Origin of the sequence: Escherichia sp. TW09308, from assembly GCF_000208565.1 — a bacterium.
Classification (GTDB): Bacteria; Pseudomonadota; Gammaproteobacteria; order Enterobacterales; family Enterobacteriaceae; genus Escherichia; species Escherichia marmotae.
On sequence record NZ_AEME01000001.1, the window covers coordinates 4,249,464 to 4,262,236 of the forward strand.

The window sequence follows — 12,773 nt, forward strand, 5'->3', positions numbered from 1 at the left end:
ACCATGGCAAAGACTATTAAAATTACTCAAACCCGCAGTGCAATCGGTCGTCTGCCGAAACACAAGGCAACGCTGCTTGGCCTGGGTCTGCGTCGTATTGGTCACACCGTAGAGCGCGAGGATACTCCTGCTATTCGCGGTATGATCAACGCGGTTTCCTTCATGGTTAAAGTTGAGGAGTAAGAGATGCGTTTAAATACTCTGTCTCCGGCCGAAGGCTCCAAAAAGGCGGGTAAACGCCTGGGTCGTGGTATCGGTTCTGGCCTCGGTAAAACCGGTGGTCGTGGTCACAAAGGTCAGAAGTCTCGTTCTGGCGGTGGCGTACGTCGCGGTTTTGAGGGTGGTCAGATGCCTCTGTACCGTCGTCTGCCGAAATTCGGCTTCACTTCTCGTAAAGCAGCGATTACAGCCGAAGTTCGTCTGTCTGACCTGGCTAAAGTAGAAGGCGGTGTTGTAGACCTGAATACGCTGAAAGCGGCTAACATTATCGGTATCCAGATCGAGTTCGCGAAAGTGATCCTGGCTGGTGAAGTTACAACTCCGGTAACTGTTCGTGGCCTGCGTGTTACTAAAGGCGCTCGTGCTGCTATCGAAGCTGCTGGCGGTAAAATCGAGGAATAAGTAGCAGATGGCTAAACAACCGGGATTAGATTTTCAAAGTGCCAAAGGTGGCTTAGGCGAGCTGAAACGCAGACTGCTGTTTGTTATCGGTGCGCTGATTGTGTTCCGTATTGGCTCTTTCATTCCGATCCCTGGTATTGATGCCGCTGTACTTGCCAAACTGCTTGAGCAACAGCGAGGCACCATCATTGAAATGTTCAACATGTTCTCTGGTGGTGCTCTCAGCCGTGCTTCTATCTTTGCTCTGGGTATTATGCCGTACATTTCGGCATCAATTATTATCCAGTTGCTGACGGTGGTCCATCCAGCGCTGGCAGAAATTAAGAAAGAAGGGGAGTCTGGTCGTCGTAAGATCAGCCAGTACACCCGCTACGGTACTCTGGTGCTGGCAATATTTCAGTCGATCGGTATTGCTACCGGTCTTCCGAATATGCCTGGTATGCAAGGCCTGGTTATGAATCCGGGCTTTGCATTCTACTTCACCGCTGTTGTAAGTCTGGTCACAGGAACAATGTTCCTGATGTGGTTGGGTGAACAGATTACTGAACGTGGTATCGGCAACGGTATCTCAATCATTATCTTCGCCGGTATTGTCGCGGGACTCCCGCCAGCCATTGCCCATACTATCGAGCAAGCGCGTCAAGGCGACCTGCACTTCCTCGTGTTGCTGTTGGTTGCAGTATTAGTATTTGCAGTGACGTTCTTTGTTGTATTTGTTGAGCGTGGCCAACGCCGCATTGTGGTAAACTACGCGAAACGTCAGCAGGGTCGTCGTGTCTATGCTGCACAGAGCACACATTTACCGCTGAAAGTGAATATGGCGGGGGTAATCCCGGCAATCTTCGCTTCCAGTATTATTCTGTTCCCGGCAACCATTGCGTCATGGTTCGGGGGCGGTACTGGTTGGAACTGGCTGACAACAATTTCGCTGTATTTGCAGCCTGGGCAACCGCTTTATGTGTTACTCTATGCGTCTGCAATCATCTTCTTCTGTTTCTTCTACACGGCGTTGGTTTTCAACCCGCGTGAAACAGCAGATAACCTGAAGAAGTCCGGTGCATTTGTACCAGGAATTCGTCCGGGAGAGCAAACGGCGAAGTATATCGATAAAGTAATGACCCGCCTGACCCTGGTTGGTGCGCTGTACATTACCTTTATCTGCCTGATCCCGGAGTTCATGCGTGATGCAATGAAAGTACCGTTCTACTTCGGTGGAACATCACTGCTTATCGTTGTTGTCGTGATTATGGACTTTATGGCTCAAGTGCAAACTCTGATGATGTCCAGTCAGTATGAGTCTGCATTGAAGAAGGCGAACCTGAAAGGCTACGGCCGTTAATTGGGCGCCCGAGAAGTTACGGAGAGTAAAAATGAAAGTTCGTGCTTCCGTCAAGAAATTATGCCGTAACTGCAAAATCGTTAAGCGTGATGGTGTCATCCGTGTGATTTGCAGTGCCGAGCCGAAGCATAAACAGCGCCAAGGCTGATTTATTCGCATATTTTTCTTGCAAAGTTGGGTTGAGCTGGCTAGATTAGCCAGCCAATCTTTTGTATGTCTGTGCGTTTCCATTTGAGTATCCTGAAAACGGGCTTTTCAGCATGGAACGTACATATTAAATAGTAGGAGTGCATAGTGGCCCGTATAGCAGGCATTAACATTCCTGATCATAAGCATGCCGTAATCGCATTAACTTCGATTTATGGCGTCGGCAAGACCCGTTCCAAAGCCATCCTGGCTGCAGCGGGTATCGCTGAAGATGTTAAGATCAGTGAGCTGTCTGAAGGACAAATCGACACGCTGCGTGACGAAGTTGCCAAATTTGTCGTTGAAGGTGATCTGCGCCGTGAAATCAGCATGAGCATCAAGCGCCTGATGGATCTTGGTTGCTATCGCGGTTTGCGTCATCGTCGTGGTCTCCCGGTTCGCGGTCAGCGTACCAAGACCAACGCACGTACCCGTAAGGGTCCGCGCAAACCGATCAAGAAATAATCGGGGTGATTGAATAATGGCAAAGGCACCAATTCGTGCACGTAAACGTGTAAGAAAACAAGTCTCTGACGGCGTGGCTCATATCCATGCTTCTTTCAACAACACCATCGTGACTATCACTGATCGTCAGGGTAACGCGTTGGGTTGGGCAACTGCCGGTGGTTCCGGTTTCCGTGGTTCTCGCAAATCCACTCCGTTTGCAGCTCAGGTTGCAGCAGAGCGTTGCGCTGACGCCGTGAAAGAATACGGCATCAAGAATCTGGAAGTTATGGTTAAAGGTCCGGGTCCAGGCCGCGAATCTACTATTCGTGCTCTGAACGCCGCAGGTTTCCGCATCACTAACATTACTGATGTGACTCCGATCCCTCATAACGGTTGTCGTCCGCCGAAAAAACGTCGCGTATAACGCTTCGTTTTCCAGGTTTGTTGGAGAAAGAAAATGGCAAGATATTTGGGTCCTAAGCTCAAGCTGAGCCGTCGTGAGGGCACCGACTTATTCCTTAAGTCTGGCGTTCGCGCGATCGATACCAAGTGTAAAATTGAACAAGCTCCTGGCCAGCACGGTGCGCGTAAACCGCGTCTGTCTGACTATGGTGTGCAGTTGCGTGAAAAGCAAAAAGTTCGCCGTATCTATGGTGTGCTGGAGCGTCAGTTCCGTAACTACTATAAAGAAGCAGCACGTCTGAAAGGCAACACCGGTGAAAACCTGTTGGCTCTGCTGGAAGGTCGTCTGGACAACGTTGTATACCGTATGGGCTTCGGTGCCACTCGTGCAGAAGCACGTCAGCTGGTTAGCCACAAAGCAATTATGGTAAACGGTCGTGTTGTTAACATCGCTTCTTATCAGGTTAGTCCGAATGACGTTGTAAGCATTCGTGAGAAAGCGAAGAAGCAGTCTCGCGTGAAAGCCGCTCTGGAGCTGGCTGAGCAGCGTGAAAAGCCAACCTGGCTGGAAGTTGATGCTGGCAAGATGGAAGGTACGTTTAAGCGTAAGCCGGAGCGTTCTGATCTGTCTGCGGACATTAACGAACACCTGATCGTCGAGCTTTACTCCAAGTAAAGCTTAGTACCAAAGAGAGGACACAATGCAGGGTTCTGTGACAGAGTTTCTAAAACCGCGCCTGGTTGATATCGAGCAAGTGAGTTCGACGCACGCCAAGGTGACCCTTGAGCCTTTAGAGCGTGGCTTTGGCCATACTCTGGGTAACGCACTGCGCCGTATTCTGCTCTCATCGATGCCGGGTTGCGCGGTGACCGAGGTTGAGATTGATGGTGTACTACATGAGTACAGCACCAAAGAAGGCGTTCAGGAAGATATCCTGGAAATCCTGCTCAACCTGAAAGGGCTGGCGGTGAGAGTTCAGGGCAAAGATGAAGTTATTCTTACCTTGAATAAATCTGGCATTGGCCCTGTGACTGCAGCCGATATCACCCACGACGGTGATGTCGAAATCGTCAAGCCGCAGCACGTGATCTGCCACCTGACCGATGAGAACGCGTCTATTAGCATGCGTATCAAAGTTCAGCGCGGTCGTGGTTATGTGCCGGCTTCTACCCGAATTCATTCGGAAGAAGATGAGCGCCCAATCGGCCGTCTGCTGGTCGACGCATGCTACAGCCCTGTAGAGCGTATTGCCTACAATGTTGAAGCAGCGCGTGTAGAACAGCGTACCGACCTGGACAAGCTGGTCATCGAAATGGAAACCAACGGCACAATCGATCCTGAAGAGGCGATTCGTCGTGCGGCAACCATTCTGGCTGAACAACTGGAAGCTTTCGTTGACTTACGTGATGTACGTCAGCCGGAAGTGAAAGAAGAGAAACCAGAGTTCGATCCGATCCTGCTGCGCCCTGTTGACGATCTGGAATTGACTGTCCGCTCTGCTAACTGCCTTAAAGCAGAAGCTATCCACTATATCGGTGATCTGGTACAGCGTACCGAGGTTGAGCTTCTTAAAACGCCTAACCTTGGTAAAAAATCTCTTACTGAGATTAAAGACGTGCTGGCTTCCCGTGGACTGTCTCTGGGCATGCGCCTGGAAAACTGGCCACCGGCAAGCATCGCTGACGAGTAACCGGATCACAGGTTAAGGTTTTACTGAGAAGGATAAGGTCATGCGCCATCGTAAGAGTGGTCGTCAACTGAACCGCAACAGCAGCCATCGCCAGGCTATGTTCCGCAATATGGCAGGTTCACTGGTTCGTCATGAAATCATCAAGACGACTCTGCCTAAAGCGAAAGAGCTGCGCCGCGTAGTTGAGCCGCTGATTACTCTTGCCAAGACTGATAGCGTAGCTAATCGTCGTCTGGCATTCGCCCGTACTCGTGATAACGAGATCGTGGCAAAACTGTTTAACGAGCTGGGCCCGCGTTTCGCGAGCCGCGCCGGTGGTTACACTCGCATTCTGAAGTGTGGCTTCCGTGCAGGCGACAACGCGCCGATGGCATACATCGAGCTGGTTGATCGTTCTGAATCGAAAGCAGAAGCTGCTGCAGAGTAATCTGAAGCAACGTAAAAAAACCCGCCCCGGCGGGTTTTTTTATACCCGTCGCATCCCCACTTATCTACAATAGCTGTACTCTTTTTGTTCATCCCCTGGAGTATTTATGTGGTTACTTGACCAGTGGGCAGAGCGCCATATATCAGAAGCGCAAGCGAAAGGTGAGTTTGATAACCTACCAGGTAGCGGCGAACCATTGATACTGGATGATGATTCCCATGTGCCACCGGAATTACGTGCGGGGTATCGCTTGTTGAAGAATGCCGGTTGTTTACCGCCAGAACTTGAGCAGCGGAGGGAAGCAATTCAGCTTCTGGATATTCTTAAAAGCATTCGTCAGGACGATCCACAATATCAGGAAGTTAGCCGCAGGTTATCTTTGCTAGAGTTAAAACTGCGACAAGCAGGTTTGAGCACAGAATTTTTACATGGCGAATATGCAGGTAAGCTTCTGAATAAAATTAATGACAACTGAGAGAGCGTTTATGTATCGCATTGGTGAGCTGGCAAAATTGGCGGAAGTGACGCCTGACACTATTCGTTATTATGAAAAGCAGCAGATGATGGATCATGAAGTACGTACCGAAGGTGGTTTTCGTCTTTATACCGAAAGCGATCTCCGACGTTTGAAGTTTATTCGGCATGCCAGACAGCTCGGTTTTAGTCTTGAGTCGATCCGTGAGTTGTTGTCGATCCGTATCGATCCTGAACATCATACCTGCCAGGAATCAAAAGGCATTGTGCAGGAAAGACTACAGGAAGTGGAAGCACGAATAGCTGAGTTGCAGAGTATGCAACGTTCACTGCAACGACTTAATGATGCCTGTTGCGGAACAGCCCATAGCAGCGTTTATTGCTCAATTCTCGAAGCTCTTGAGCAAGGTGCAAGTGGTGTGAAAACAGGCTGTTGATTTATTGCACTGGCAGGATTACACTCGCGCGGTTAAATAACCAACAGGAGTTTTTATGAGTCGATATCAGCATACTAAAGGGCAGATAAAGGATAATGCGATTGAAGCATTACTGCATGATCCCTTGTTCAGACAACGAGTTGAGAAAAATAAGAAAGGGAAAGGAAGTTACATGCGTAAAGGCAAACAGGGTAACCGGAATAACTGGGAGGCCAGTGGCAAGAAAGTAAATCACTTTTTTACCACTGGCCTTCTGCTTTCAGGCATTTGTTAAGAGCGGTTATTTTGCTCTTTCAACAAATCGCGAATCTCTGTCAGTAACACTTCTTCTTTAGTTGGTGCTGGTGCCGCTGCCGGTTCTTCTTTTTTACGATTCAGTTTGTTGATTAGCTTAATCGCCATAAAGATGGCAAAGGCAACAATCAGAAAATCAAATACGTTTTGAATGAAGACACCGTAATGCATGACAACAGCGGGCACATCCCCCTGCGCATCGCGTAACGTGACAGCAAACTGTTTAAAGTCGATCCCACCAATTAACAAACCTAGCGGCGGCATGATGATATCGGCAACCAGTGAAGAGACAATCTTACCGAAGGCCGCACCGATAATGACACCCACAGCCAAATCCACCACATTCCCGCGCATCGCAAATTCGCGAAATTCTTTAATAATGCTCATCTTATTCTCCCTATGAAGCTGACATTTATAAGTCTAACAAATGTTAAGCCATTTTCCTGTCAGGAATGAATTTAATTAAACCTTGAAAAACAAAAGGAAATAATAAGGCGCCACAAGACGCCTCATGAATTACAAGAAGAAAGGGCTTGGCTGGAAGAGGCGTTCAACGTCGGTAATAAACTTTTTATCTGTCAGGAACATAATCACGTGATCGCCTTGCTCAATGCGCAAATTATCATTGGCTATCATGACATCATTTCCACGAACCACAGCACCGATAATTGTTCCCGGCGGCAGTTTAATTTCATCTATAACCCTACCGACAACACGAGAAGTACTTTCATCCCCGTGAGCAACGGCTTCAATAGCTTCAGCTACACCGCGGCGTAATGAGGAAACACCAACGATATCTGCTTTTCGTACGTGACTGAGTAGCGCAGAAATGGTTGCCTGTTGCGGTGAAATCGCAATATCGATCACGCTTCCTTGAACCAGATCCACATAAGCGCGACGCTGGATCAACACCATTACCTTTTTCGCACCCATGCGTTTAGCAAGCATGGCCGACATGATATTGGCCTCGTCATCGTTGGTGACGGCGATGAACAGATCAACTTGATCAATATGTTCTTCGGCCAACAGTTCTTGATCTGATGCATCACCAAAAAAGACGATCGTATTTTGCAATTTTTCTGCCAGCTCGGCGGCACGTTGCTGATTACGTTCGATGAGTTTGACGCTGTAATCTTTTTCCAGTCGACGCGCCAACCCGGCACCGATATTACCGCCACCAACCAACATAATGCGTTTATACGGTTTTTCCAGGCGCTGTAATTCACTCATCACTGCGCGGATATGTTGCGAAGCGGCAATAAAGAACACTTCATCGCCAGCTTCAACGATGGTTGATCCTTGTGGACGAATGGGGCGATCGTGACGGAAGATGGCCGCTACACGGGTATCGATATGTGGCATATGCTCGCGCATGGTCGAAAGCGCATTACCAATCAGCGGGCCGCCATAATAGGCTTTGACTACTGCCAGGCTGACTTTGCCTTCTGCGAAGTTCACCACCTGTAATGCGCCGGGATATTCAATCAGCCGGTAAATATTATCGATAACCAACTGCTCTGGTGCTATCAGATGATCAATTGGTACAGCGTCTGAATGAAAGAGCTTATCGGCATCCCGGACGTAATCTGGTGAACGGATGCGAGCGATACGGTTAGGGGTGTTGAAAAGCGAGTAGGCTACCTGACAGGCAACCATATTGGTTTCATCTGAACTGGTTACTGCAACCAGCATATCGGCGTCATCGGCACCGGCCTCTCGCAAGACCCGTGGGTGAGAGCCATGACCCTGAACGACTCGCAGGTCAAATTTATCCTGCAAGGTCCGCAGACGCTCACCATTGGTATCGACAACGGTAATATCGTTATTTTCGCCTACCAGGTTTTCCGCCAGCGTGCCACCAACCTGGCCGGCACCCAGAATGATAATTTTCATCAGTCGCGACCCGTTATCTCATCACTTTTTAATTAGCTTAGCGTAAAAGAAGCCGTCACCTTCTTCGGCGTCGGGCAGATTTTGTTTACCCGGTTGCTCTGGTGTTCCTGTTTCGCAAAGCATTGCATCTTCAGTGCGTTGCAGGAAGGCTTTAATCTGTTGGCTATTCTCTTCCGGTAACACCGAACAGGTGGCATAAACTAGCGTTCCACCTGATTTTAGATGCGGCCAGACGGCATCGAGGATTTCTGCCTGTAACTGAGCCAGTTCGGCAATATCGCGATCGCGACGCAGCCATTTTATATCCGGATGGCGACGAATCACACCGGTAGCGGAACAAGGTGCATCTAATAAAATGCGATCGAACTGTTGGCTACCACACCATTGTGCAGGATAGCGACCATCACCTTGTTTCACGGTTGCCTTCATACCGAGACGTTTTAAATTGTCGTAAACGCGAGAGAGGCGCTGTTCGTCAATATCAACCGCCAGAACTTGCGCTTCTGGTGCCACCTCAAGGATATGCGTTGTTTTACCGCCGGGGGCGGCGCAGAGGTCTAAAATATTCTCACCGTTTTGTGGATCCAGATAAGTTACGCAACCTTGCGCCGATGCATCCTGAACGGTGATCCATCCTTCTTCAAAACCGGGTAGTGCATGAACAGGCGTGGGTGTTTCCAGGCGTACTGCATCCAGGTAAACCGCATGTGGGAAGCCGTTCATGCCAGCTTCTTCCAGAAGTGCAATCCAGCTATCGCGGGAATGATGTGTACGGTTAACGCGTAGCCACATTGGCGGGCGTTGGTTATTGGCTTCGACGATGGATTGCCACTGCTCTGGATATGCTTTTTGCAGACGTTTTAATAGCCAGGATGGATGCAGATAGCGCGCATCACTGGCATTAAACTCAGCTAATAACTCATCTTGCTGACGTTGGAACTGGCGTAACACTCCATTAATCAACCCCTTAAGTTGTGGACGCTTAATTGCGACTGCGCCTTCAACCGTTTCGGCCAACGCGGCATGAGGTGGAATACGGGTATAAAGCAGTTGATACAAACCAACCATAATCAGGTAATGCACGGTCCGCTGTTTGCCAGTCATCGGACGGGCCATTAACTTATTAATCAGCCAGTCTAACTGTGAGAGCGTACGCAGTACGCCAAAACACAACTCCTGCAGAAGTGCTTTATCTTTATCAGAAACTTTTTGCTGGAGCGGTGGCAGAATGTTGCTTAATGATTGCCCTTGCTCAACGACTTGTTCAACGGCCTGGGCCGCCATGCTACGTAAATTACGTTGTTTTTTCATAAGTATAAAAATAAAAATGCCCGGCAATACCGGGCTTAGAAGAGTGGACTATCAGGCCAGACGGTTGCCCGGAACAAACCATTCCCGACGAGAATTCAGGAGGTCTTGTGCGCTCATCGCTTTCTTACCCGCAGGTTGTAACGAGAGCAGGTTCAGGATTCCATCACCGGTTGCAACCTGGATACCTTGTTTGTTGGCTTCAAGGATCGTTCCTGGCGCAGCTTTGGTCGCCGTATCAATGACCGACGCTTTCCAGACCTTAACAGGCTGGTCTTCAATTTCCAGCCAGCTCATCGGCCAGGGATTGAAAGCACGAATGCAGCGTTCAAGCTGCGCTGCTGAAAGCGACCAGTCAATACGCGCTTCTTCTTTACTCAACTTTTCGGCGTAAGTGACAAGTGTTTCGTCCTGAACCTCCGGTTTTGCCGTGCCGTCTGCCAGTTGTTTCAGCGTGGCGATAAGCCCTTGTGGACCAAGCCCTGCCAGTTTGTCATACAACGTACCACTAGTATCTTCTGTGGTAATCGGGCAGGAGAGCTTATAGAGCATGTCGCCAGTGTCTAAACCGACATCCATTTGCATAATCGTTACGCCGGTTTCTGCATCGCCCGCCCACAGCGAGCGTTGAATCGGGGCGGCACCGCGCCAGCGTGGCAGCAACGAACCATGAACATTGATGCAACCTAAACGCGGCATCTCCAGCACGGCTTTGGGCAGAATCAGACCATAGGCAACGACAACCATGACATCAGCCTGCAGATCAGCGACCAGTTGCTGGTTTTCTTGTGGACGCAGGGAGACGGGCTGAAAAACGGGTAGACCTTTTTCTTCAGCCAGAACTTTGACCGGGCTGGGCATTAGTTTTTTACCGCGTCCTGCCGGTCGGTCTGGTTGGGTGAATACGCCAACGACGTTATGGCCAGAAGACAACAGCGCGTCGAGATGACGCGCTGCAAAGTCAGGTGTACCCGCAAAAATAATACGTAGTGATTCTGACACGTTAGTTCTTATCCTTAAGCCCGGGCTTTCAGACGATCCAGTTTTTCAACTTTCTGACGAATACGTTGTTGTTTCAGCGGTGACAGATAATCCATAAACAGTTTGCCAACCAGGTGATCCATCTCGTGCTGAATACAGATTGCCAACAGACCGTCTGCTTCCAGTTCGAATGGTTTACCGTCGCGGTCCAGGGCGCGAATTTTAACTTTCTCTGCGCGCGGTACTAAAGCTCGTTGTTCAGGGATCGACAGGCAACCTTCTTCAATGCCTGTTTCGCCGCTTTTTTCTAAAAGCTCCGGATTGATTAATACCAACCGTTCGTCGCGGTTTTCCGAAACATCAATAACAATGATACGTTGGTGGATATCAACCTGGGTTGCTGCCAGGCCAATACCTTCCTCTGCGTACATCGTCTCGAACATATCATCGACGATACGCTGAATTTCTGCATTCACTTCTTCTACCGGTTTAGCAACTTTGCGAAGCCGCTCGTCCGGAATATGTAACACTTGCAAAACTGACATAAATCTCCAGAGATGTGTTCAGGAGTTAGAAAGATTATTTCTTCTATTCTAGACAAATCCCCCTCTGATTGACAGCATCACTGACCAATCGCAAAGATTGCTAAGGCTGCTTATGGCAAGGGGATGATAAGGATGGTCGACACAGAAATTTGGCTGCGTCTGATGAGTGTGAGTACCTTGTACGGCGATGATATGGTTCGTATTGCTCACTGGTTGGTAGAACAGCCGCATATTGATGCTGTTGTATTGCAGCAAACAGGACTTTCATTGCGGCAGGCACAACGCTTTCTTTCATTTTCGCAGAAGAGTATCGAAAGTTCACGCCGTTGGCTGGAACAACCAAACCATCATTTAATCCCTGCGGACAGCGAATTTTATCCTCCTCAACTTCTTGCGACGACAGATTACCCCGGCGCACTGTTTGTTGCTGGAGAGTTGCACGCGTTGCAATCATTTCAGCTTGCCGTAGTGGGGAGTCGGGCACATTCATGGTATGGCGAACGCTGGGGGCGGCTGTTTTGCGAGTCGCTGGCGGTGCGAGGTGTAACAATTACCAGCGGGTTGGCGCGTGGAATTGATGGAGTGGCGCATAAAGCGGCATTGCAGGTGAATGGCGTCAGTATTGCTGTACTGGGGAATGGACTCAATACCATTCATCCTCGTCGCCATGCCCGACTGGCTACCAGTCTGCTTGAACATGGCGGCGCTCTCGTCTCGGAATTTCCTCTCGATGTTCCACCTCTTGCTTATAATTTTCCGCGAAGAAATCGCATTATAAGTGGTCTAAGTAAAGGGGTACTGGTGGTGGAAGCGGCTTTGCGCAGTGGTTCACTGGTGACTGCGCGTTGTGCGCTTGAGCAGGGGCGTGAAGTTTTTGCCTTACCCGGTCCATTAGGTAGCCCCGGTAGTGAAGGGCCCCATTGGCTCATTAAACAAGGTGCGATTCTTGTGACGGAACCGGAAGAAATTCTGGAAAATTTGCAATATGGATTGCACTGGTTGCCAGATGCTCCTGAAAATTCATTTTATTCACCAGATCACGAAGATGTGGCATTGCCATTTCCTGAGCTCCTGGCTAACGTAGGAGATGAGGTAACACCTGTTGACGTCGTCGCTGAACGTGCCGGCCAACCTGTGCCAGAGGTAGTTACTCAACTACTCGAACTGGAGTTAGCAGGGTGGATCGCAGCAGTACCCGGCGGCTATGTCCGATTGAGGAGGGCATGCCATGTTCGACGTACTAATGTATTTGTTTGAAACCTATATTCACACTGAAGCCGAGTTACGTGTGGATCAAGACAAACTTGAACAGGATCTTACCGACGCAGGATTCGATCGAGAAGATATCTACAATGCCCTGCTTTGGCTGGAAAAGCTTGCGGATTATCAGGAAGGATTGGCAGAGCCGATGCAACTGGCCTCTGATCCTCTTTCCATGCGTATTTACACCCCGGAAGAGTGTGAAAGACTGGATGCCAGTTGCCGTGGGTTCCTGCTTTTCCTCGAGCAGATTCAGGTGCTCAACCTTGAAACTCGTGAAATGGTGATAGAGCGAGTGCTCGCGCTGGATACCGCGGAGTTCGACCTGGAAGATCTGAAATGGGTGATCCTGATGGTGTTGTTCAACATTCCGGGCTGCGAAAATGCGTACCAGCAAATGGAAGAATTACTCTTTGAGGTGAATGAAGGTATGCTGCATTAATCATTTCTTTAATTCAGCATAAGTTG

Annotated in this window: 19 protein-coding genes; 14 read left to right on the forward strand and 5 right to left on the reverse strand. The window is 49.3% G+C overall.

What is annotated here, in order from left to right; all coding sequences use genetic code 11:
• Positions 1 to 3: 3 nt before the first annotated feature.
• From rpmD to arfA, 12 genes are all read left to right on the forward strand, one after another.
• On the forward strand, positions 4 to 183 hold the full coding sequence (gene rpmD, locus ESM_RS0120535; RefSeq protein ID WP_001140433.1) for a 50S ribosomal protein L30: 180 nt from the start codon (positions 4 to 6) through the stop codon (positions 181 to 183).
• A 3-nt stretch (positions 184 to 186) separates the two neighbouring features.
• The gene (gene rplO, locus ESM_RS0120540; RefSeq protein ID WP_001238917.1) at positions 187 to 621 is read left to right on the forward strand and encodes a 50S ribosomal protein L15; all 435 of its coding nucleotides are present in this window, start codon (positions 187 to 189) and stop codon (positions 619 to 621) included.
• A gap of 7 nt (positions 622 to 628) precedes the next feature.
• The gene (gene secY, locus ESM_RS0120545; protein WP_001118854.1) at positions 629 to 1,960 is read left to right on the forward strand and encodes a preprotein translocase subunit SecY; all 1,332 of its coding nucleotides are present in this window, start codon (positions 629 to 631) and stop codon (positions 1,958 to 1,960) included.
• Between the two features lie 31 nt (positions 1,961 to 1,991).
• Positions 1,992 to 2,108, forward strand: a complete 117-nt coding sequence (rpmJ, locus tag ESM_RS0120550; protein WP_000868187.1) for a 50S ribosomal protein L36 — start codon at positions 1,992 to 1,994, stop codon at positions 2,106 to 2,108.
• Between the two features lie 146 nt (positions 2,109 to 2,254).
• On the forward strand, positions 2,255 to 2,611 hold the full coding sequence (rpsM, locus tag ESM_RS0120555; RefSeq protein ID WP_000090775.1) for a 30S ribosomal protein S13: 357 nt from the start codon (positions 2,255 to 2,257) through the stop codon (positions 2,609 to 2,611).
• Positions 2,612 to 2,627: 16 nt separating this feature from the next.
• Complete coding sequence (rpsK, locus tag ESM_RS0120560) at positions 2,628 to 3,017, forward strand: 30S ribosomal protein S11 (RefSeq protein WP_001029684.1); 390 nt, start codon at positions 2,628 to 2,630, stop codon at positions 3,015 to 3,017.
• 33 nt (positions 3,018 to 3,050) lie between these two features.
• Positions 3,051 to 3,671: a 30S ribosomal protein S4 gene (gene rpsD, locus ESM_RS0120565; RefSeq protein ID WP_000135224.1), complete on the forward strand. Its 621-nt coding sequence runs from the start codon at positions 3,051 to 3,053 to the stop codon at positions 3,669 to 3,671.
• 25 nt (positions 3,672 to 3,696) lie between these two features.
• Positions 3,697 to 4,686: a DNA-directed RNA polymerase subunit alpha gene (locus ESM_RS0120570; protein ID WP_001162094.1), complete on the forward strand. Its 990-nt coding sequence runs from the start codon at positions 3,697 to 3,699 to the stop codon at positions 4,684 to 4,686.
• 40 nt (positions 4,687 to 4,726) lie between these two features.
• Positions 4,727 to 5,113: a 50S ribosomal protein L17 gene (gene rplQ, locus ESM_RS0120575; protein ID WP_001216372.1), complete on the forward strand. Its 387-nt coding sequence runs from the start codon at positions 4,727 to 4,729 to the stop codon at positions 5,111 to 5,113.
• A 106-nt stretch (positions 5,114 to 5,219) separates the two neighbouring features.
• Complete coding sequence (locus ESM_RS0120580) at positions 5,220 to 5,588, forward strand: DUF1992 domain-containing protein (RefSeq protein ID WP_000266523.1); 369 nt, start codon at positions 5,220 to 5,222, stop codon at positions 5,586 to 5,588.
• A gap of 10 nt (positions 5,589 to 5,598) precedes the next feature.
• Positions 5,599 to 6,024, forward strand: coding sequence for a Zn(2+)-responsive transcriptional regulator (gene zntR, locus ESM_RS0120585; protein WP_000285595.1), 426 nt, complete (start codon positions 5,599 to 5,601; stop codon positions 6,022 to 6,024).
• Between the two features lie 55 nt (positions 6,025 to 6,079).
• Positions 6,080 to 6,298: an alternative ribosome-rescue factor ArfA gene (arfA, locus tag ESM_RS0120590; RefSeq protein ID WP_000092705.1), complete on the forward strand. Its 219-nt coding sequence runs from the start codon at positions 6,080 to 6,082 to the stop codon at positions 6,296 to 6,298.
• On the opposite strand, the gene mscL is transcribed toward arfA, so the two are convergent.
• From mscL to def, 5 genes are all read right to left on the reverse strand, one after another.
• Positions 6,295 to 6,705: a large-conductance mechanosensitive channel protein MscL gene (gene mscL / locus ESM_RS0120595; protein ID WP_000022446.1), complete on the reverse strand. Its 411-nt coding sequence runs from the start codon at positions 6,703 to 6,705 to the stop codon at positions 6,295 to 6,297. The two genes, arfA and mscL, sit on opposite strands and share 4 nt — an antisense overlap.
• Positions 6,706 to 6,834: 129 nt before the next feature.
• Complete coding sequence (trkA, locus tag ESM_RS0120600; RefSeq protein WP_000691382.1) at positions 6,835 to 8,211, reverse strand: Trk system potassium transporter TrkA; 1,377 nt, start codon at positions 8,209 to 8,211, stop codon at positions 6,835 to 6,837.
• A 21-nt stretch (positions 8,212 to 8,232) separates the two neighbouring features.
• On the reverse strand, positions 8,233 to 9,522 hold the full coding sequence (gene rsmB, locus ESM_RS0120605) for a 16S rRNA (cytosine(967)-C(5))-methyltransferase RsmB (RefSeq protein ID WP_000744787.1): 1,290 nt from the start codon (positions 9,520 to 9,522) through the stop codon (positions 8,233 to 8,235).
• 51 nt (positions 9,523 to 9,573) lie between these two features.
• Positions 9,574 to 10,521, reverse strand: coding sequence for a methionyl-tRNA formyltransferase (fmt, locus tag ESM_RS0120610; protein ID WP_000004467.1), 948 nt, complete (start codon positions 10,519 to 10,521; stop codon positions 9,574 to 9,576).
• A gap of 14 nt (positions 10,522 to 10,535) precedes the next feature.
• Positions 10,536 to 11,045, reverse strand: a complete 510-nt coding sequence (def, locus tag ESM_RS0120615) for a peptide deformylase (protein ID WP_000114984.1) — start codon at positions 11,043 to 11,045, stop codon at positions 10,536 to 10,538.
• 132 nt (positions 11,046 to 11,177) lie between these two features.
• Here def and dprA point away from each other — a divergent pair, with 132 nt between their 5' ends.
• Together dprA and smg are read left to right on the forward strand one after the other, a co-directional pair.
• A complete protein-coding gene (gene dprA / locus ESM_RS0120620; protein WP_000228572.1) occupies positions 11,178 to 12,302 on the forward strand; it encodes a DNA-protecting protein DprA in 1,125 nt (374 codons plus the stop codon).
• The gene (gene smg, locus ESM_RS0120625; protein ID WP_000460672.1) at positions 12,274 to 12,747 is read left to right on the forward strand and encodes a DUF494 family protein Smg; all 474 of its coding nucleotides are present in this window, start codon (positions 12,274 to 12,276) and stop codon (positions 12,745 to 12,747) included. The genes dprA and smg overlap by 29 nt, the downstream gene beginning before the upstream one ends.
• Positions 12,748 to 12,773: the final 26 nt, after the last annotated feature.

Coding starts and splice junctions, on each gene's coding strand:
- rpmJ (WP_000868187.1), top strand. CDS start 1,992: ATGAAAGTTCGTGCTTCCGTCAAGAAATTATGCCGTAACTGCAAAATC.
- arfA (WP_000092705.1), top strand. CDS start 6,080: ATGAGTCGATATCAGCATACTAAAGGGCAGATAAAGGATAATGCGATT.
- rsmB (WP_000744787.1), bottom strand. CDS start 9,522: ATGAAAAAACAACGTAATTTACGTAGCATGGCGGCCCAGGCCGTTGAA.
- rplO (WP_001238917.1), top strand. CDS start 187: ATGCGTTTAAATACTCTGTCTCCGGCCGAAGGCTCCAAAAAGGCGGGT.
- rpsK (WP_001029684.1), top strand. CDS start 2,628: ATGGCAAAGGCACCAATTCGTGCACGTAAACGTGTAAGAAAACAAGTC.
- ESM_RS0120580 (WP_000266523.1), top strand. CDS start 5,220: ATGTGGTTACTTGACCAGTGGGCAGAGCGCCATATATCAGAAGCGCAA.
- rplQ (WP_001216372.1), top strand. CDS start 4,727: ATGCGCCATCGTAAGAGTGGTCGTCAACTGAACCGCAACAGCAGCCAT.
- mscL (WP_000022446.1), bottom strand. CDS start 6,705: ATGAGCATTATTAAAGAATTTCGCGAATTTGCGATGCGCGGGAATGTG.
- secY (WP_001118854.1), top strand. CDS start 629: ATGGCTAAACAACCGGGATTAGATTTTCAAAGTGCCAAAGGTGGCTTA.
- rpsD (WP_000135224.1), top strand. CDS start 3,051: ATGGCAAGATATTTGGGTCCTAAGCTCAAGCTGAGCCGTCGTGAGGGC.
- trkA (WP_000691382.1), bottom strand. CDS start 8,211: ATGAAAATTATCATTCTGGGTGCCGGCCAGGTTGGTGGCACGCTGGCG.
- zntR (WP_000285595.1), top strand. CDS start 5,599: ATGTATCGCATTGGTGAGCTGGCAAAATTGGCGGAAGTGACGCCTGAC.
- dprA (WP_000228572.1), top strand. CDS start 11,178: ATGGTCGACACAGAAATTTGGCTGCGTCTGATGAGTGTGAGTACCTTG.
- def (WP_000114984.1), bottom strand. CDS start 11,045: ATGTCAGTTTTGCAAGTGTTACATATTCCGGACGAGCGGCTTCGCAAA.
- rpmD (WP_001140433.1), top strand. CDS start 4: ATGGCAAAGACTATTAAAATTACTCAAACCCGCAGTGCAATCGGTCGT.
- smg (WP_000460672.1), top strand. CDS start 12,274: ATGTTCGACGTACTAATGTATTTGTTTGAAACCTATATTCACACTGAA.
- ESM_RS0120570 (WP_001162094.1), top strand. CDS start 3,697: ATGCAGGGTTCTGTGACAGAGTTTCTAAAACCGCGCCTGGTTGATATC.